Annotated in this window: 18 protein-coding genes; 8 read left to right on the top strand and 10 right to left on the bottom strand. The window is 65.2% G+C overall.

Annotated elements, in window-relative coordinates:
• Positions 1 to 38 precede the first annotated feature (38 nt).
• From GA0061098_RS24705 to dnaK, 6 genes are all read right to left on the bottom strand, one after another.
• A complete protein-coding gene (locus GA0061098_RS24705; RefSeq protein ID WP_027566211.1) occupies positions 39 to 350 on the bottom strand; it encodes a DUF1330 domain-containing protein in 312 nt (103 codons plus the stop codon).
• 23 nt (positions 351 to 373) lie between these two features.
• Positions 374 to 1,084: an orotidine-5'-phosphate decarboxylase gene (gene pyrF / locus GA0061098_RS24710; protein WP_091962462.1), complete on the bottom strand. Its 711-nt coding sequence runs from the start codon at positions 1,082 to 1,084 to the stop codon at positions 374 to 376.
• A 6-nt stretch (positions 1,085 to 1,090) separates the two neighbouring features.
• Positions 1,091 to 1,669, bottom strand: coding sequence for an NADPH-dependent FMN reductase (locus tag GA0061098_RS24715; RefSeq protein ID WP_091962465.1), 579 nt, complete (start codon positions 1,667 to 1,669; stop codon positions 1,091 to 1,093).
• Between the two features lie 57 nt (positions 1,670 to 1,726).
• On the bottom strand, positions 1,727 to 2,326 hold the full coding sequence (locus GA0061098_RS24720) for a class I SAM-dependent methyltransferase (protein WP_091962468.1): 600 nt from the start codon (positions 2,324 to 2,326) through the stop codon (positions 1,727 to 1,729).
• An 88-nt stretch (positions 2,327 to 2,414) separates the two neighbouring features.
• On the bottom strand, positions 2,415 to 3,542 hold the full coding sequence (dnaJ, locus tag GA0061098_RS24725) for a molecular chaperone DnaJ (protein WP_028139412.1): 1,128 nt from the start codon (positions 3,540 to 3,542) through the stop codon (positions 2,415 to 2,417).
• A gap of 245 nt (positions 3,543 to 3,787) precedes the next feature.
• Positions 3,788 to 5,689 (bottom strand): molecular chaperone DnaK, encoded by a 1,902-nt coding sequence (gene dnaK, locus GA0061098_RS24735; RefSeq protein ID WP_028139411.1) that lies wholly within the window; start codon positions 5,687 to 5,689, stop codon positions 3,788 to 3,790.
• A 393-nt stretch (positions 5,690 to 6,082) separates the two neighbouring features.
• Between dnaK and GA0061098_RS24740 the strand changes: the two genes are divergently transcribed.
• Both GA0061098_RS24740 and pncA read left to right on the top strand, forming a co-directional pair.
• On the top strand, positions 6,083 to 7,024 hold the full coding sequence (locus GA0061098_RS24740; RefSeq protein WP_165637578.1) for a hypothetical protein: 942 nt from the start codon (positions 6,083 to 6,085) through the stop codon (positions 7,022 to 7,024).
• Between the two features lie 289 nt (positions 7,025 to 7,313).
• A complete protein-coding gene (pncA, locus tag GA0061098_RS24745; RefSeq protein WP_091962477.1) occupies positions 7,314 to 8,036 on the top strand; it encodes a bifunctional nicotinamidase/pyrazinamidase in 723 nt (240 codons plus the stop codon).
• A 100-nt stretch (positions 8,037 to 8,136) separates the two neighbouring features.
• On the opposite strand, the gene grpE is transcribed toward pncA, so the two are convergent.
• Both grpE and hrcA read right to left on the bottom strand, forming a co-directional pair.
• Entirely contained in the window at positions 8,137 to 8,754 is a 618-nt protein-coding gene (gene grpE / locus GA0061098_RS24750; RefSeq protein ID WP_091962480.1) for a nucleotide exchange factor GrpE, read from the bottom strand.
• A gap of 96 nt (positions 8,755 to 8,850) precedes the next feature.
• Positions 8,851 to 9,939 carry a heat-inducible transcriptional repressor HrcA gene (gene hrcA / locus GA0061098_RS24755; RefSeq protein WP_091962484.1) on the bottom strand — a complete coding sequence of 363 codons (1,089 nt, stop codon included), beginning with the start codon at positions 9,937 to 9,939 and terminating at the stop codon, positions 8,851 to 8,853.
• Positions 9,940 to 10,108: 169 nt separating this feature from the next.
• Between hrcA and rph the strand changes: the two genes are divergently transcribed.
• Genes rph through hemW form a run of 3 tightly spaced genes read left to right on the top strand, consistent with a single transcriptional unit; the run spans position 10,109 to position 12,670 of the window.
• Positions 10,109 to 10,822 (top strand): ribonuclease PH, encoded by a 714-nt coding sequence (rph, locus tag GA0061098_RS24760; protein WP_091962487.1) that lies wholly within the window; start codon positions 10,109 to 10,111, stop codon positions 10,820 to 10,822.
• Between the two features lie 11 nt (positions 10,823 to 10,833).
• Entirely contained in the window at positions 10,834 to 11,469 is a 636-nt protein-coding gene (gene rdgB / locus GA0061098_RS24765; protein ID WP_028139406.1) for an RdgB/HAM1 family non-canonical purine NTP pyrophosphatase, read from the top strand.
• A 16-nt stretch (positions 11,470 to 11,485) separates the two neighbouring features.
• Positions 11,486 to 12,670 carry a radical SAM family heme chaperone HemW gene (hemW, locus tag GA0061098_RS24770; RefSeq protein ID WP_091962490.1) on the top strand — a complete coding sequence of 395 codons (1,185 nt, stop codon included), beginning with the start codon at positions 11,486 to 11,488 and terminating at the stop codon, positions 12,668 to 12,670.
• 117 nt (positions 12,671 to 12,787) lie between these two features.
• Here the strand turns inward: hemW and GA0061098_RS24775 are convergent, their stop codons facing one another.
• Positions 12,788 to 14,020: a penicillin-binding protein activator gene (locus tag GA0061098_RS24775; RefSeq protein WP_208610675.1), complete on the bottom strand. Its 1,233-nt coding sequence runs from the start codon at positions 14,018 to 14,020 to the stop codon at positions 12,788 to 12,790.
• A gap of 338 nt (positions 14,021 to 14,358) precedes the next feature.
• Here GA0061098_RS24775 and rsmI point away from each other — a divergent pair, with 338 nt between their 5' ends.
• Genes rsmI through gshB form a run of 3 tightly spaced genes read left to right on the top strand, consistent with a single transcriptional unit; the run spans position 14,359 to position 16,652 of the window.
• On the top strand, positions 14,359 to 15,309 hold the full coding sequence (rsmI, locus tag GA0061098_RS24780; protein WP_091962499.1) for a 16S rRNA (cytidine(1402)-2'-O)-methyltransferase: 951 nt from the start codon (positions 14,359 to 14,361) through the stop codon (positions 15,307 to 15,309).
• On the top strand, positions 15,296 to 15,697 hold the full coding sequence (locus GA0061098_RS24785) for a YraN family protein (RefSeq protein WP_091962504.1): 402 nt from the start codon (positions 15,296 to 15,298) through the stop codon (positions 15,695 to 15,697). The genes rsmI and GA0061098_RS24785 overlap by 14 nt, the downstream gene beginning before the upstream one ends.
• A 10-nt stretch (positions 15,698 to 15,707) precedes the next feature.
• Positions 15,708 to 16,652: a glutathione synthase gene (gene gshB / locus GA0061098_RS24790; protein ID WP_091962507.1), complete on the top strand. Its 945-nt coding sequence runs from the start codon at positions 15,708 to 15,710 to the stop codon at positions 16,650 to 16,652.
• A 71-nt stretch (positions 16,653 to 16,723) separates the two neighbouring features.
• Here the strand turns inward: gshB and GA0061098_RS24795 are convergent.
• A partial coding sequence (locus GA0061098_RS24795; protein WP_129590919.1) for a transposase occupies positions 16,724 to 17,063 on the bottom strand: 340 nt, incomplete at its 5' end.

Here is a 17,063-nt window from a genome sequence, read left to right on the forward strand (position 1 = left end):
GGGTTCGCCCTTCGGGCGCCCCGGAATGACAGCTGAGCTCAGCCGTCAGACGGCTGCGGGCCGTCATAGCCCTCGATGATGATGAGGTCGGCGACCGAGTGGGGCTGGCGCACCTTGATGTTGGCCTGGTATTCCGGCGAATTGTAGCAGGCGATCGCCGTCTCGTAGTCCGGGAATTCGATCACAACGTTGCGGGTGCGGCTGGCGCCTTCGACGGTGGTGAACTTGCCGGCGCGGACGACGAAGCGACCACCCCACTTCTTGAAGATCGGACCGTTGGCGACGGCATAGGGCTTGTAGCCCTCGTCACTGCTCACATCGACGCGCCCGATCCAGTAGCCTTTCGCCATTGTTCTTCTCCCTTGTTTGTTGATTAGCCGAGCGCTTGCGCGATCTCGGCCTGGATGGCTTCCGCAATCGCCTTCGGGTCGGCGGCTTCGACGACCGGCCGTCCGACGACGAGATAATCGGCGCCGGCGGCGATGGCGCGGCCCGGCGTCATGATGCGCTTCTGGTCGCCGGTCGCCGAACCGACCGGCCGGATGCCGGGGGTGACGAGATGCATCTGGTGGCCGACGATCTTGCGCAAGGCCCCGACTTCCTCCGGCGACGACACCAGTCCGTCGATGCCAAGCACCTGGGCCTGCTGCGCGCGGGCCTCGACCAGCTCGGAGACGCCGAGCCGATAGCCGGCCGCGTGCAGATCGTCCTCGTTGTAGGATGTCAGCACCGTGACGGCGAGGATCTTCAGGCTGGAATTGCCGCGGCCTTCGACCGCGCCCTTCATGGTCTGCGGATAGGCGTGCACAGTGAGGAAGGTGGCGCCGAGCCTGGTGATGCTTTCGACGCCTTGCATCACGGTGTTGCCGATGTCGTGCAGCTTGAGATCGAGAAAGACCTTCTTGCCCTTGTCGGCGAGCTTGCCGACCAGCGGCAATCCGCCGGCATAAGCGAGCCGATAACCGATCTTGTAGAATGTGACGCTGTCGCCGAGACGATTGATCGTCGCCTCCGCGGCATCGACGCTGGGCAGATCGAGCGCGACGATCAGGCGGTCCTTAGGGGCGATCTCGGCTGGCGTCATGTCACCTCACATCATGCGTTGGGAAATGTCGATCAACTGCGCCACCAGCTCCTTCAACGCGGCGATATCGGCCTCGTTCTTGAGCCTGTCCATATCGTCATAGGCCTGGTCGGCAAAGGCGAGCGTGAGCTGGCTGGCAATCACATTGGCGTGGCAGGAGGTCAGGATCAGCCTGAGCGCCTGGAGCGCACGGGCCGCGCCGAGCCGGCTCTGCGAGGCGCCGGCGAGCGCGAAGGCGCGGTTGCGAAACACATCGCCGCGCGCCTCGTGCAAATCGTGCACGCGGCTGACCCAGTCGATCGCGTTCTTGAGAAGCGGCGGCACCGAGGCATTGTATTCGGGCGAGACGATCAGCACGCCATGATGCGCGCCGATCATGCGCTTGAGGTTGATCGCGTGCTTGGGCAGGCCGGACTTGGCCTGGAGATCGCCGTCGTAGATCGGCAGCGGAAAATCGGCGAGCGAGATGCGGGTGACGTCGACGCCGGCCCGGGCGAATTCATAGGCGGCGACCGCCGCCAGCTTCGCATTGTGCGAACCGGTGCGCAGCGAGCCGGGAATGATCAGGATCTTGGGAGCTGACATCCAATCCAATGCGTTCGGCGAAACGAGCCCGCCGCGCAAAGAACCAAGCCGGCGGAATTAGTCCTTGCGATACACCCAGACGCGGGCGGGCGGAAGGTTCATCCAGATCCGTTCCGAAGCCTCTGTGGACACGCCGGGCAGCGATTTCGGGATCGGCGGCACCACCGCATAGGTGAACTGGACGAAGGGCGCCCCGGGCGCGAGCGCCGTGAAGGCGTCGCGGATCAGCCGCAGCCGCGTCAGCATCGGTTTTGTCACCAGCGGCAGGCCGGAGACGACCGCGGAGGCCGGCGCGCTCAGGACGTTCCAGAGCGTGTCACGCAGGCGATAGGCATCGCCCTGCACAACCTTGGCCTGCGGATAGCGGTCGCGCAGCAGCGCGCAGAAACCGGGATTGTATTCGACGAGGACGAGACGCTTCTGATCGACGCCGCGCTCGATCAGGGCCGAGGTGATCGCGCCGGTGCCGGGCCCGAGCTCGACCACAGGCGCGTCCGAATCGATATCGACGTAATGGGCCATGGTCCGGGCCAGCAGCTTGCCCGACGGCATCACGGCGCCCATGTGCAGGGGCTTTTCGATCCATGATCTGAGGAAGCGCACCTCGTCATCGAGACGAGGCTTCTTCAACGCACGCGCGGACGATGGCAATGGCATGTCAGGACCGGACGGGACCGCGGGACCGCGGCGTGTCAGAAAATGGTCATAAAGACGTATAGGCCGAAGGCGGTATGGTCAAGCCGGGTCAACTCGCCCGATTACCGAAGAAATCCTTGACCTTGGCGAAGAAGCCCTCGGATTCCGGCTGGGTGTTGCCGGAGGATAGCTTTTCGAACTCGGCCAGCAATTCCTGCTGCTTCTTGGTGAGGTTCTGCGGGGTCTCGACCACGACCTGAACATACATGTCGCCCATCTGGCGCGACCGCAGCACCGGCATGCCTTTTGATGCAATGCGGAACCGGCGGTTCGACTGGGTCCCGGCCGGCACCTTCACCTTGGCCTTGCCCTTCTCGATGGTCGGCACCTCGAATTCGCCGCCGAGCGCCGCCGTCACCATCGAGATCGGCACACGGCAATGCAGATCGGCGCCGTCGCGCTGGAAGAACTGGTGCTGGGCCAGCGACAGGAAAATGTAGAGGTCGCCGGGCGGACCGCCGCGAACCCCTGCCTCGCCCTCGCCGGCGAGCCTGATCCTTGTGCCGTCCTCGACGCCCGGGGGGATGTTGACCGAAAGATTCCGCTCGCGGGTGACGCGGCCCTGCCCCGAGCAGGACGGGCAGGCATCCTCGATCATCTGGCCGCGGCCCTGGCAGCCCGGACAGGTCCGCTCCAGCGTGAAGAAGCCCTGCGACTGCCGCACGCGGCCGGCGCCGCCGCAGCTCGAGCAGGTCTTCGGCTTGGTTCCGGCCTTGGCGCCGATGCCCGAGCAGGCCTCGCAGGTGACCGAGACCGGAATCTCGATCTGCGCGGTCTTGCCGCCGAAGGCTTCCTCGAGCGTGATTTCCATGTTGTAGCGCAAGTCGGCGCCGCGCTCGCGGCCGCCGCGGCCGCGCTGCCCGGCCATGCCGAACAGATCTTCGAAAATGTCGGAGAAGGAAGAGGCGAAACCCGCGCCGAAGCCGGCGCCACCGCCGCCCTGCTCGAAGGCGGCATGGCCGTAACGGTCATAGGCCGCGCGCTTGTCCTTGTCCTTGAGGACCTCGTAGGCCTCGTTGATTTCCTTGAACTTGACTTCGCTGGTGTCGTCCCCGGGATTGCGGTCCGGGTGGAACTTCATCGCCAGCTTGCGGAACGACGATTTCAGGACGGATTCGTCGGCATCGCGTTCGACTTCGAGAGTTTCGTAATAGCAGCGCTTGGTGGACGTGGACATGTGGGACTCGGTCTATCCAATCGCGATTCAAGTCGGAGCGAAACGACGTCGCCACACGACGATATAGGCAGCCTTCTGCTTGGCGGCAGAGGGCAGCGCGGCGGCGTTCAGCATAACGGCGGGGAATTGATCGATCGTAACGGGCGACCCGCCCGTCCGTCCCGACACGACGGCCTCCCCCGCGAAGGAGGAGGCCGGTAGAGCGTGTGGGGTCCAAGCCGTCCGCATCATGACCCTCTTGGGGTTCAGGCGGACTTCTTGTTGTTCTTGTCGTCGTCGACTTCGGTGAATTCCGCGTCGACGACGTCGTCCTTGGCCGCATCCTTCTTGGCGTCGGCCTCGGCCTGCTGCTTGTACATGGCCTCGCCGAGCTTCATCGAAGCCTGGGCCAGCGTCTGGGTCTTGGCCTTGATCGCCTCGGCATCGTCGCCCTTCAGCGCTTCCTTGAGGTCGCCGACGGCATCCTCGATGGCGCGGCGCTCGGTCTCACCGACCTTCGAACCGTGCTCGGCCAAAGCCTTCTCGGTCGAATGCACCAGACCATCCGCCTCGTTCTTGGCGGTCACGGCCTCGCGGCGCTTCTTGTCCGCCTCGGCATTGGCCTCGGCGTCCTTGACCATCTTCTCGATGTCGGCTTCCGACAGGCCGCCGGAGGCCTGGATGCGGATCTGCTGCTCCTTGCCGGTGGCCTTGTCCTTGGCCGAGACGTTGACGATGCCGTTGGCGTCGATGTCGAACGTCACCTCGATCTGCGGCATGCCGCGCGGAGCCGGCGGAATACCCATCAGGTCGAACTGGCCGAGCATCTTGTTGTCGGCCGCCATTTCACGCTCGCCCTGGAAGACGCGGATGGTGACCGCGTTCTGGCTGTCCTCGGCGGTCGAGAACACCTGGCTCTTCTTGGTCGGGATCGTGGTGTTGCGGTCGATGATGCGGGTGAACACGCCGCCCAGCGTCTCGATGCCCAGCGACAGCGGGGTGACGTCGAGCAGCAGCACGTCCTTGACGTCGCCCTGGAGCACGCCGGCCTGGATCGCAGCGCCGATCGCCACGACTTCGTCCGGGTTGACGCCCTTGTGCGGCTCCTTGCCGAACAGCTGCTTCACGACTTCCTGGACCTTCGGCATGCGCGACATGCCGCCGACCAGAACCACTTCGCCGATCTCACCGGCGGTGACGCCGGCGTCCTTCAGCGCCTTGCGGCAGGGCTCGACGGTCTTCTGGACGAGGTCGTCGACCAGCGCTTCGAACTTGGCGCGCGTCAGCTTCATCGTCAGATGCTTCGGGCCGGTCTGGTCCGCGGTGATGAAGGGCAGGTTGATCTCGGTCTGCGTCGTCGAGGACAGCTCGATCTTGGCCTTTTCAGCGGCTTCCTTCAGGCGCTGCAACGCGAGCTTGTCGTTGCGCAGGTTGATGCCCTGCTCCTTCTGGAATTCGTCGGCGAGATAGCCGACCAGGCGCATGTCGAAGTCTTCGCCGCCGAGGAAGGTGTCGCCGTTGGTCGACTTCACCTCGAACACGCCGTCGCCGATCTCGAGGATCGAGATATCGAACGTGCCGCCGCCGAGATCGTACACGGCGATCGTGCCGGTCTTGGTCTTGTCGAGGCCATAGGCGAGCGCGGCCGCGGTCGGCTCGTTGATGATGCGCAGCACTTCGAGGCCCGCGATCTTGCCGGCGTCCTTGGTCGCCTGGCGCTGGGCGTCGTTGAAGTATGCGGGAACGGTGATGACGGCCTGATCGACCTTCTGGCCGAGATGGGCTTCCGCGGTCTCCTTCATCTTCTGCAAGATGAACGCCGAGACCTGCGAGGGCGAGTAGGTCTGGCCGTCGGCCTCGACCCAGGCGTCGCCGTTGGAAGCCTTCACGATCTTGTAGGGGACGAGCTTCTTGTCCTTCTCGACCATCGGGTCGTCGTAGCGGCGGCCGATGAGGCGCTTCACTGCGAAGAAGGTGCGCTCGGGATTGGTGACGGCCTGGCGCTTGGCCGGCTGGCCGACGAGGCGCTCACCGTCGTCCGTCACGGCGACGATCGAAGGCGTCGTGCGCATGCCTTCGGAATTCTCGATGACTTTGGCGTTCTTGCCATCCATCACGGCGACGCACGAATTCGTGGTGCCGAGGTCGATCCCAATGACCTTTCCCATGGTCCTGATATCCTTGTTTTTGCGGCAGGTTGGCTGGGCCCAGAAGGCACCCGACCGAAACCCCCTAAGATCAAACATCCGCGATATTGCGATGATTGAGGCTCATATAGGAGGGGGGGAGGGGCCCGCAAGGACCGAAGCTACGTTTCTGCCGTGAAAACATTGGGTTTTGGACGATGATATCCGGGCTTCACCGCCCTTGTGGGTGAGGAATTATTAACAGGTTCAGGCTTCAGCAAGCCCCCGCTACCGCAAGCCCGCCCGCCCTGTTGCCGCACGCCCAAACCCGGTAAAAGGCGGACCGGCCGGTCAGCCGCTACAGCTGCTTCGCGCGACAATGCGGCCCGGTGGCCGACCATCGAACGGCCTCAATGTGAACCAATCAGAGTGCCCATGAAGCTGATCCGCCCCCTCGCCGCGCTCGCCCTTCTGATCGCCTCCGCGTTTCCGGCCCTCGCCGCCGACGCCGTGTTTCCGCCCGGCTTGCGCCTCGGCATGGTGCCGCTGGTCGGTCTCAGCACGGCAAAAACCTTTCCGGGATTCGAGAGCGAGGACGGCAGCGTCAAGGTGTTGATCACCGAGCTGCCGCCGGCGGCCTATGGCGAGGTCGTGAGCGCCTTCAATTCCAATCCGGCCGGCGCTGGCGGCGTCAAGCAGGACAAGATCGAGACGCCGGCGGGCCTCGCCTATTTCACCACCGAAAGCGGCAAGGCCGGCGACACCCCGGTGAAGCGCTATTCGATGATCGTGCCGGGCGCCGGCTTCTCCGGCTATGTCGCGGTGCAGGTCCCGGAGAATGCGACCAAGATCTACACGGATGAAGCGGTGCGGCAGATGTTTGCGACCGCCACCACCCGCAAGCAGGTCTCGGCCGAGGAGCAGATCGCGCTGATGCCGTTCAGGATCACCGATCTCGCCGAGTTCAAGGATATCCGCACGCTGGCGCCGGGCTCGAGCATCATCCTGGCCGACGGCGACGAGAGCACCGGTTACGAGTCGAAGCCGTTCATGATCCTCGGCCTGATCGGCGCCACGCCGCAGCAGGCCGACGACCGCGCCCGCTTCGCCCAGGAGGCGGCGCTGCAGATTCCCGGCGTGCGCGAATCGCGCGTCACCATGTCCGAGCCGATCCGCATCAACGGCCAGCAAGGCTTCGAGACCCGGATCGACGGCGTCAGCGGCAAGGACAAGGTCCCGGTGACCGTGGTGCAGTGGATCCGCTTCTCGAGCGGCGGCGCCTCGCTGCGCATCATCGCCAGCGCCCCGCGCGACCAGTGGCTGGCCGCCTTCACCCGCTTCCGCGCCGTGCGCGACGGGATTCAGCCGAAGGGCTGAGCCATTCGGCATACTCGGTGTCGTCCCCGCGAACGGGGGGACCCACACCGCGTGATCGTGCAATTGCGGTCGGTCGCAGTACCCATGATGACTCTTCGCCAAACATCTCCCTGGGGGTATGGGTCCCGGATCGGCGCGCGCCTAAGGGCGCGCTTGTCCGGGACGACAGTGATGTTGGGGCTGCTAGCCCAAGCACTCGCCAATGCCGGCCGCATTTTCGGGCTTCTGTTCGTACACGAACGGAACTAGGCTTCGTCTCCGTTGAGTTCATCCTAAGGGGAGGCGAACGATGCTGGATCGGCGACAAGTCTTGGCAATGCTTGGGACGACGGCGCTTGCAACGCTGGCTCCAACCGCACTCCTTGCAGCGGCATCGATCAAGCCGGACGATGCCTCCGCGCTGCTGGTGATCGACGTGCAGAACTGCTTCCTGCCGGGCGGCAGCCTCGCGGTGAAAGAGGGCGAGCAGGTGGTGCCCGTCATCAACAAGATCTCGAAGGCATTTGCGAATGTGGTGATGACGCAGGACTGGCACACGCCGGGCCACATCTCGTTTGCGTCGGTGCATTCCGGCAAGAAGCCGTTCGAGACCGTCGACCTTCCCTATGGCAAGCAAGTGCTGTGGCCCGACCATTGCGTGCAGGGCACCGACGGCGCTTCGCTGTCGAGGGATCTTGCGATCCCGCATGCCGAGCTCATCATCCGCAAGGGTTTTCACAAGGACGTCGACAGCTATTCGGCCTTCCTCGAAGCCGACGGCAAGACCTCGACCGGACTTGCCGGCTATCTGAGGGGACGCAAGATCAAGCGTGTCTTCGTCGCAGGGCTCGCGACGGATTTCTGCGTTGCCTGGACCGCGCTCGACGCGCGCAAGGCGGGCTTCGAGGTCTATGTCGTGGAAGACGCCTGCCGCGGCATCGACACGCAGGGCTCGCTGGCAAAAGCCTGGGCCGATATGGCCAAGGCCGGCGTGAAGCGGATTCAGTCTGCGGATATCGCGGTGAGCGCGTAAGATTTCAACTGGTCGTTCCGGAGCGATGCGAAGCATCGAATCCGGAACCTCGAGATTCCGGGTTCGGCTCTCGCGAGCCGCCCCGGAATGACATCAAAACTCAATTCGCCGCGCCGCTCGACTCGTTGTTGTTCGCCGCGGCCGCGGGCTTCGCGCCGCCCTTGGCGACACCGACCAGGGCCGGGCGCAGCACGCGCTCGCCGATGGTGTAGCCGGCCTGCATGATCTGCACCACGGTGCCCGACGGCACCGACGGATCAGGCACTTCGTACATCGCCTGGTGGAAGTTCGGATCGAACTTCTGGCCCTGCGGATCGAGCTTCTTCACGCCGTGCTTTTCCAGCGCGTTGAGCAGCGAACGCTCGGTGAGCTCGACGCCTTCGATCAGCGAGATCAGGCCGGGATCGGCCGCGGCGCGGGCCTCGGCCGGAACGGCATCGAGCGCGCGCTGGAGATTGTCGGCGATGTCGAGCACGTCGCGGGCAAAGCCGGTGATGCCATAGAGCCGGGCGTCGGCGACCTCCTTGGTGGTGCGCTTGCGCAGATTCTCCATCTCGGCCAGCGTCCGCAGCATGCGGTCGCGCGCCTCGGCGGCTTCCTTCTGCAACAGCTCGACCGAGCCGGGCTCGGGATCGTCGGGCATGATGTAGGGTTTTGACACCACGGGCTCGCCGGTCGCGGCAGTCGTGTCTTCGGGTTGCCGGTCTTGCTCGGTCATCGGCTCTAATCTCGAACTCGTTTCCAGGGATTGTTGGCCCGGATATCGTGCCTAAAGCGCCGAAAATCAAGCGCCCGTGATCGGCGGAAACGCCGATCAGCCTCCCAAAAGGCGGCTGACGATGCGGGCGGCGTAGTCCACGGTCGGGATCACACGGGCATAATTCAGCCGTGTCGGCCCGATCACGCCCAAAACACCAACAATATGACCGGCGGCATCCCGATAGGGTGAGATGATGGTGGAGGACCCCGACAGCGAGAACAGCTTGTTCTCCGAACCGATAAAGATGCGCACACCCTCAGCGGTCTCGGCGCGCCCCAGCAGGTCGATCACGCCGCGCTTGGTCTCGAGATCGTCGAACAGCAGGCGCACCCGTTCCAGATCCTCCAGCGCATGCAAATCTTCGAGCAGATTGGCATGGCCGCGGACGATGAGCTGGCGATCCTCGTTCTCGCCGCCGGACCAGCTGGCGATGCCGGCGGAAATCACCTTCTGTGCAAGCTGATCGAGCTCGGCGCGGGCCTGTCCAAGTGCCGTCTCGAGCTCGAGCCGCGCCTCGGCCAGGGTGCGGCCGCGGATGCGCGCATTGAGGAAATTGCCGGCCTCGGTGATCGCCGAGGAGGGAACTCCGGGGGGCAGCGACAGCACGCGGTTTTCGACCTGGCCGTCCTCGCCGACCAGGATCACCAGCGCCTTTTCCGGTTCCAGACGGACGAATTCGATGTGTTTCAGCCGCGCATTGGATTTCGGCGTCAGCACCACCGCGGCGGCGCGGGTCAGGCCCGACAACCGCGTCAGCGCCTGGTCCAGCGCCGCCTCGACCGATTGCGCCTGGCCGACGGTGGCAAGCTGGCTCTGGATCGACTGCCGCTCGGCCTCGTTGAGGTCGCCGACCTGCATCAGGGCATCGACGAAGAACCGCAGGCCGAGTTCCGTCGGCAGCCGGCCGGCGGAGGTGTGCGGGGCGTAGATCAGGCCGAGCTGTTCCAGATCGGCCATGACGTTGCGGACCGAGGCCGGCGACAGCGGCATGGCGATGAGGCGCGAGATATTGCGCGAGCCCACGGGCTCACCGGTCGCGAGATAACTTTCGACAATTTGACGAAAGATGTCGCGAGAACGCTCGTTGAGCTGGGCGAGGCCTGCGCGCGGCGCGATCAGATGGATCGGATCGTGATGGGCCACAGACGGTAACTCCTCTCAGATGCTCATAATTTGTCCATCCAGGAGGGTTCTGACAAGCGTCGCGTTTGCAGGGTGGAAAACCGGGGGTGAAAAAGCCTTGCCGCATACCCTCACCCCACCTACAAGCACCGCGAACAGCCCTACACCTGCGAGTTTTGGAGGATTTCCCATGCGGCCAAGCCGCCGTGCGCCCGACGAATTGCGCCCCGTGACGCTTGAGCGCGGCGTGGTCAAATATGCGGAAGGCTCCTGCCTGGTGAAGTTCGGCGACACCCATGTGCTGGTCACCGCCACGCTGGAAGATCGCCTGCCGCCGTGGCTGAAGGGCCAGGGCCGCGGCTGGGTCACCGCCGAATATGGCATGCTGCCGCGCGCGACCTCCGAACGCACCCGCCGCGAGGCCTCCGCCGGCAAGCAAAGCGGCCGCACCGTCGAGATCCAGCGCCTGATCGGCCGCTCGCTTCGCACCATCGTCGATCTCGAAGCGCTCGGTGAGCGCCAGATCACGGTCGATTGCGACGTGCTCCAGGCCGACGGCGGCACGCGCACGGCCTCGATTACCGGTGCCTGGGTCGCGCTCGCCGATTGCATCAATTGGATGAAGGCGCGCAACATGATCAAGGCCAATGTGATGCGCGACAACGTCGCTGCGATCTCCTGCGGCATCTACAATGGCACGCCGGTGCTCGATCTCGACTATGCCGAGGATTCGGAAGCCCAGACCGACGCCAATTTCGTCATGACCGGCGATGGCCGCATCATCGAGGTGCAGGGCACCGCGGAACGCGAGCCGTTTACGCAGGACGAGTTCCTGGCGCTGATGGCGCTGGCCCAGAAGGGCATCGCGCGTCTCGTGGACTTGCAGAAACTGGCTGTCGCGTAGTCAATAGGCCCATGCACCGCCGAATCACCGGAAAGCTCGTCATCGCCACCCATAATCCCGGCAAGCTCGCCGAGATGAAGGAGCTGCTCGCGCCGTACGGCATCGAGGCGGTGTCGGCCGGAGAGCTCGGCCTCGGCGAGCCGGATGAGACCGGCAACGATTTCCGCAGCAATGCCGCGATCAAGGCGATCGCAGCCGCGAGGGCGACCAAGCTTCCCGCCTTTGCCGACGATTCCGGCATCGTGGTCGACGCACTCGACGGCGCGCCGGGCATTTTCTCCGCGCGCTGGGCTGGACCTTCCAAGGATTTCGCCGCGGCGATGGCGCAGATCGAGCGCCTGTTGCAGGAGCGCGGCGCCACCACGCCGGACAAGCGCAAAGCGCATTTCGTCTCCGCGCTCTGCGTGGCCTGGCCCGACGATCATCTCGAAGAGGTCGAGGCGCGCGTCGACGGCACGCTGGTCTGGCCGCCGCGCGGCACCGCCGGCTTCGGCTACGACCCGATGTTCCTGCCGGACGGCCACAGCCGCACCTTCGGCGAGATGGACAGCATCGAGAAGCACGGCCTGCCGCCGCTCGGCCTTGGCCTGTCGCATCGCGCCCGCGCCTTCGTGAAACTGGCGGAGATCTGCCTTGAGCCGCGCTAGAGCGTTTTCGAGCGAAGTGGATACCGGTTCGCGCCAGGAAAACGCGTCAAAACAAGAATCCGAAGCCTTCGGCGTCTACGTGCACTGGCCGTTCTGCCTGTCGAAATGCCCGTATTGCGACTTCAACAGCCATGTCCGTCACGTCGCGATCGACGAGGCGCGCTTCGCCTCGGCCTTCGCGCGCGAGATCGCGGCCACCGCCGAGCGCTCGCCCGGCCGTGAAGTCACCTCGATCTTTCTCGGCGGCGGCACGCCATCGCTGATGCAGCCCGCAACCGTCGGCGCGGTGCTCGATGCGATCGGCAAGCACTGGACCGTCGCCGGCGATGTCGAGGTGACGCTGGAGGCGAATCCGACCAGCGTCGAAGCCACGCGCTTTGCCGGCTATCGCGCCGCCGGCGTCAACCGTGTCTCGCTCGGTGTGCAGGCGCTCGACGATGCTTCGCTGAAAGCGCTGGGCCGCCTGCACAGCGCGCGCGAGGCGCTCGATGCGGTCGCCATCGCGCGCCGCTCGTTCGATCGCTATTCGTTCGATCTGATCTACGCCCGTCCCGACCAGACGCCGGCAATGTGGGCCGATGAGCTGCGTCTCGCCATTGACGAGGCGGCCGAGCATCTGTCGCTCTATCAATTGACGATCGAGGAAGGCACGCCGTTCTTCGGCCTGCACCAGGCCGGCAAATTGAAGACGCCGGACGAAGCGGTCTCGCGCGCGCTCTACGACGTCACGCAGGAGACCTGCGACAAGCTCGGCCTGCCCGCCTACGAGATTTCCAATCACGCGCGGCGCGGCGCCGAGTGCCGGCACAATCTGGTCTACTGGCGCGGCGAGGAATATGCCGGCATCGGTCCCGGCGCGCATGGCCGGCTCGACATCGACGGCGTCAGGCATGCGATCGCGACCGAGAAGCGTCCCGAGGCCTGGCTGATGCGGGTCGAGACCAACGGCCATGGTGTCGTCACCGACGATCTCCTCAACAGTGAAGAACGCGCCGACGAATTCTTGCTGATGGGATTGCGCCTTGCCGAAGGCATCGACCCCGAGCGCTACAAAGCCCTCTCCGGCCGCCCGCTCGATCCCAAACGCATCGCGCTGCTGCGCGAGGAAGGCGCGATCACGGTGGATGCGACGGGCCGCTTGCGCGTGACGAGTAGCGGATTTCCGGTGCTGGACGCAGTGGTCGCGGATCTCGCGGCGTAGCGAGATCTCGTAGGGTGGGCAAAGGCGCACTTGCGCCGTGCCCACCATCTTTCACTTTATCACGGATAATTCGTGGGCACGCTTCGCTTTGCCCACCTACGGCACCGTCGTCCCGAACTACGCCCCAAAGCTCTTCGGCGAGCCCGCGACCGCAACGCCGCCACCTTGCGACACCTTCATCACCGCAAGGCCACGCTCGTTGGTGCCATCCGCGCGGAAGCGGAACAGGCCGTCGATGCCGGCGAAGCCCGAGGGATTGGTGAGCACGTCGGGCGAGAAGCGCGTGGTGCCTTGCGTACGCGCCAGCGCGGCGAGGAGGGCGACCGCGTCATAGGCGAGCGTTGCGGTGCGAATCGGCTCGGCACCGTATTTGGTACGGTAGCGGCCGGAGAAGGCGCGGAAGCCGGCCGGGTCGGGCGCGGCATAGAGGCCGCCTTGCAGACTCGCATTGGCATAGACCCGCGGATTGTCCCACAGGCCGGTGCCGAGCAGCTGGATGTTGCGTAAGTTCGCGCCCGCCGCGGTCATCGCATCTGCGACCGTCACCACGGCATCGCCGTCATCGGCAATGAACAACGCATCCGCACTGCCGAGCTGCTGCGCCACGGTGCGCGCCGGCGTGGCGCGATCGGCGCCGTATTTCTCGAAGGCGACGATGCGCCCGCCACGCCGCGGCACGGCCGCCTTCACCGCGGCTTCGACGACATTGCCATAGGCGTTGTCGGGCACCAGCACGGCGACGGAGCGCTTTCCGATGCTGGCGGAATATTCGACGATTCGATTGACGTCGGACTCCGGCAGGAAGGAGAGCAGATAGACGCCGCGGCCGGCGATGCTGGAATCGGTCGAGAACGCGATCACCGAGATGCCGCGCGTGCGCGCGACTTGCGCCACCGCCGGCACCGATTGCGCGAACAGCGGTCCAAGCATGATCTCGGCGCCTTCGTCGACGGCCTGCTGCGCGGCCGCCTGCGCGCCCTGCGGGCTGCCATTGTCGTCCTTGATCAACAGCTGGATGTTCGGGTTCTGGAACTCGGCCAGCGCCATCTCTGCGGCGTTGCGCATGGATTGCGCGGCAAGGCCGGCATTGCCGGCGGCCGAGAGCGGCAGGATCACGGCGACCTTCACGCCGCCGGTGCCGGCGGTCGTCGCCTGTTGCGGGGGACCTGCGGGCTGAGCCGGCGGCGTCGAGCTCGAGAACGGGTTGGAGAACTGGCTCAGGCTTTGCTGCACGCCGGCGCAGGCCGACAGCAGGGGCGTGCCGAGCAACAGGCCGAGCGCGCTCCGGCGGGTCGCCCCCGACATCAGGGACCCCGGAACGGGAGATTTTGGATAACGCGGGCCCACCATGCAGCTTCTCTTTTGACCCGCCGGCGCCGGCCAGTCACGACATTCTTTCCACGACACAAGCCGCGGATTCAGGCATATTGTCGACAAATAGTTAACCGAAACAAAAGGATAATAGCCGCTTAACGCGGCCGCCTTGCTGTCCCGGCAGCTGTTTGCCCTCGCTCATTCAGCATCAAGGCGGCGTTTCGGTCGCGAATATGGCGTGAGAGCCCTCACGCCCTCTCGACGTGATCCTGGATCGATCACATTCCCGTCCGTTCCCCGCCCCTCACCTCGGCACGATCTTTTTCGGCGAACCGGTTCCCAGCCCTGCGGATCGTGCCTAAGTTGATTTCATTATGCGCGCAAAGCCGGCCCCGATAAATACGCTTGAAGCTCAAGACTCCGCCTCGCGCGGTTTCTCCATCGATGCCCATCGAGTTGCGGCGCCGAAGGCGGCACCGGGCCTCCATCTGGTCGCAACCCCCATCGGCAATCTCGGCGACATCACGCTGCGGGCGCTCCAGACCCTCGCCGGCGTCGACGTCATCGCCTGCGAGGACACCCGCATCACCCGGCGCCTGACCGAGCGCTACGCCATCGCGGCGCAGCTCAAGCAATATCACGAACACAATGCGGAGGCCGCGCGCCCGAAAATCCTGGAGGCGCTGGGGCAGGGCGGCTCGATTGCGCTGGTCTCGGATGCCGGCACGCCGCTGATTTCCGATCCCGGCTTCAAGCTGGTGCGCGAGGTCTGCGCCGCCGGCCATGCGGTGTATGCCCTGCCCGGCCCGTCCTCGGTGCTGGCGGCGCTGTCGGTGGCGGCACTGCCGACCGACCGCTTCTTCTTTGAAGGCTTTTTGCCGGCGAAGTCAGCCGCGCGAAAGGCGCGCTTGACCGAGCTCGCGCGCATCGATGCGACGCTGGTGATGTTCGAGTCCGGTAACCGCGTGCAGGACACGCTTGCCGAGCTCGCCGAGATCATGGGGGCGCGCGAGGCCGCGATCTGCCGCGAGCTGACCAAGCTGCACGAGGAGATTTCGCGCGCACCGTTGAGCCAGCTGGCGCGCGAGGCCGATACGCTGGAGACGCGCGGCGAGTTCGTGCTGGTGATCGCTCCGCCAGCGGCCGACGCCGAGATGCTGACATCGGATGCGCTGGATGATCTGTTGCGCGAGCAGCTTGCCGCGCACAGCGTCAAGGATGCCGTTGCGCATGCGGTCGCGCTCTCGGGCCGGCCGCGCCGCGAGGTCTATGCCCGCGCGCTCGAGCTCGCCAAAGACTTAAGGGGCGGCGATGGCGAAGACTGAGGTCCCGGTGGAACCGAAGGTCCCCTCGCCCGATCGCGTCGCCGCGTTTCACACCGGCATCTCCGCGGAGAGCCGCGCAGCCGCCTATCTCATGGCCAAGGGCTACCGCATCCTGGCCAAACGCTACCGCACCCCGCATGGCGAGATCGACATCGTGGCACGCCGCCGCAATCTGATCGCCTTCGTCGAGGTCAAGGCGCGGGCCACGCTGGATGACGCCGCCTTCGCCGTGACGCCGCGCCAGCAGCAGCGCATCATCGCCGCCGCGCAAGGCTGGCTCGTGGCGCATCCCGAGCATGCCGAATTCGAATTGCGATTCGACGCCATGCTGATTGCGCCGCGCTCACTTCCGCGCCATGTGTTGGCGGCATTCGACGCCTCGACCTGAAAGGCAGACCATGAAACTGAACGTCGCCGTCCAGATGGACCCCATCGCCCGCATCAACATCAAGGGCGATTCCACCTTTGCGCTGCTTCTGGAGGCGCAGAAGCGCGGCCACGGCCTGTCCTATTATACGCCCGACAAGCTCTCGATGGTCGGCGAGGAGATCGTGGCGCCGGTTCAGCTCCTGACCGTGCGCGACGAGTCCGGCGACCATTTCACGCTCGGCGAACCCAGGCGCGAGGCGCTGAACGGCTTCGACGTGGTGCTACTGCGCCAGGACCCGCCGTTCGACCTCGCCTATATCACCTCGACGCATCTTCTGGAGCGCATCCATCCGAAGACGCTGGTGGTCAACGATCCAGCTTCCGTGCGCAACGCGCCGGAAAAGCTGTTCGTGATGAATTTTCCGCAGCTGATGCCGCCGACGCTGATCTCGCGCGACTTAGACGAGATCAACGCCTTCCGCGACAAGCACGGCGCCGTCGTGATGAAGCCGCTGCACGGTCATGGCGGCGCGGCGGTATTCCGCGTGATGCCGCAGGACATGAATTTCGGCTCGCTGTTCGACATGTTCTCGGTGACGTTCCGGGAGCCCTGGGTGATCCAGCAATTCATCCCCGAGGTAAAGCACGGCGACAAGCGCATCATCCTGGTCAACGGCGAATTCGCCGGCGCGGTGAACCGCGTGCCGGCCGCCGACGACCTTCGCTCCAACATGGTGCGCGGCGGCGCGGCGCAGGAGACCGAGCTCACCCCGCGCGAGCGCGAGATCTGCGCTACCGTCGGACCGGCGCTGCGTGAGCGCGGCCTGCTGTTCGTCGGCATCGACGTCATCAATGGCAACCTCACCGAGATCAACGTGACCTCGCCAACGGGTATCCGCGCCATCGCACGCCTCGGCGGCCGCGATGTTGCGGCGAAGGTCTGGGACGTGATCGAGCAGAAGCGGACGAAGTAGCACTCTGCAATGATGACGTTCGGGAGCGCGCGAACTCTCCTCAGCGTCGTCCCGGCGAACGCCGGCAACTGTTATTGGGGGCCGGCCTTCAGGTACGGTTTCCTGTCGCGCATCATAGCGTTAAGGACCGTTAGCAGCTTCCTGGCAACGGCAATGAGGGCGAGCTTGGCCGGTTTGCCGACCTGTCGCAATCTTTCATAGAAGGCCTTGAACGGATCGGCCCGTCGAACCGCGTTGAGAGCAGCCATGTAGAGAGCGTCGCGAACGCGCTTTCGACCGCCGGCGATCTTGCGTTTGCCACGGAAGGCGCCGCTGTCGACGTTGAAGGGGGCAAGGCCGGCGAGCGCCGCGATCTGCTTGGCTCCGACGTGTCCGAGTTCCGGCATCTTCGCGATGAGCTGCATGCAAGCC

Origin of the sequence: Bradyrhizobium shewense (assembly GCF_900094605.1) — a bacterium.
In the GTDB taxonomy this organism is placed as follows: Bacteria; Pseudomonadota; Alphaproteobacteria; order Rhizobiales; family Xanthobacteraceae; genus Bradyrhizobium; species Bradyrhizobium shewense.

Coding starts and splice junctions, on each gene's coding strand:
- GA0061098_RS24715 (WP_091962465.1), bottom strand. CDS start 1,669: ATGTCAGCTCCCAAGATCCTGATCATTCCCGGCTCGCTGCGCACCGGT.
- pyrF (WP_091962462.1), bottom strand. CDS start 1,084: ATGACGCCAGCCGAGATCGCCCCTAAGGACCGCCTGATCGTCGCGCTC.
- grpE (WP_091962480.1), bottom strand. CDS start 8,754: ATGACCGAGCAAGACCGGCAACCCGAAGACACGACTGCCGCGACCGGC.
- rsmI (WP_091962499.1), top strand. CDS start 14,359: ATGCGCGCAAAGCCGGCCCCGATAAATACGCTTGAAGCTCAAGACTCC.
- pncA (WP_091962477.1), top strand. CDS start 7,314: ATGCTGGATCGGCGACAAGTCTTGGCAATGCTTGGGACGACGGCGCTT.
- GA0061098_RS24705 (WP_027566211.1), bottom strand. CDS start 350: ATGGCGAAAGGCTACTGGATCGGGCGCGTCGATGTGAGCAGTGACGAG.
- gshB (WP_091962507.1), top strand. CDS start 15,708: ATGAAACTGAACGTCGCCGTCCAGATGGACCCCATCGCCCGCATCAAC.
- rph (WP_091962487.1), top strand. CDS start 10,109: ATGCGGCCAAGCCGCCGTGCGCCCGACGAATTGCGCCCCGTGACGCTT.
- GA0061098_RS24775 (WP_208610675.1), bottom strand. CDS start 14,020: ATGGTGGGCCCGCGTTATCCAAAATCTCCCGTTCCGGGGTCCCTGATG.
- GA0061098_RS24720 (WP_091962468.1), bottom strand. CDS start 2,326: ATGCCATTGCCATCGTCCGCGCGTGCGTTGAAGAAGCCTCGTCTCGAT.
- dnaK (WP_028139411.1), bottom strand. CDS start 5,689: ATGGGAAAGGTCATTGGGATCGACCTCGGCACCACGAATTCGTGCGTC.
- GA0061098_RS24740 (WP_165637578.1), top strand. CDS start 6,083: ATGAAGCTGATCCGCCCCCTCGCCGCGCTCGCCCTTCTGATCGCCTCC.
- GA0061098_RS24785 (WP_091962504.1), top strand. CDS start 15,296: ATGGCGAAGACTGAGGTCCCGGTGGAACCGAAGGTCCCCTCGCCCGAT.
- dnaJ (WP_028139412.1), bottom strand. CDS start 3,542: ATGTCCACGTCCACCAAGCGCTGCTATTACGAAACTCTCGAAGTCGAA.
- rdgB (WP_028139406.1), top strand. CDS start 10,834: ATGCACCGCCGAATCACCGGAAAGCTCGTCATCGCCACCCATAATCCC.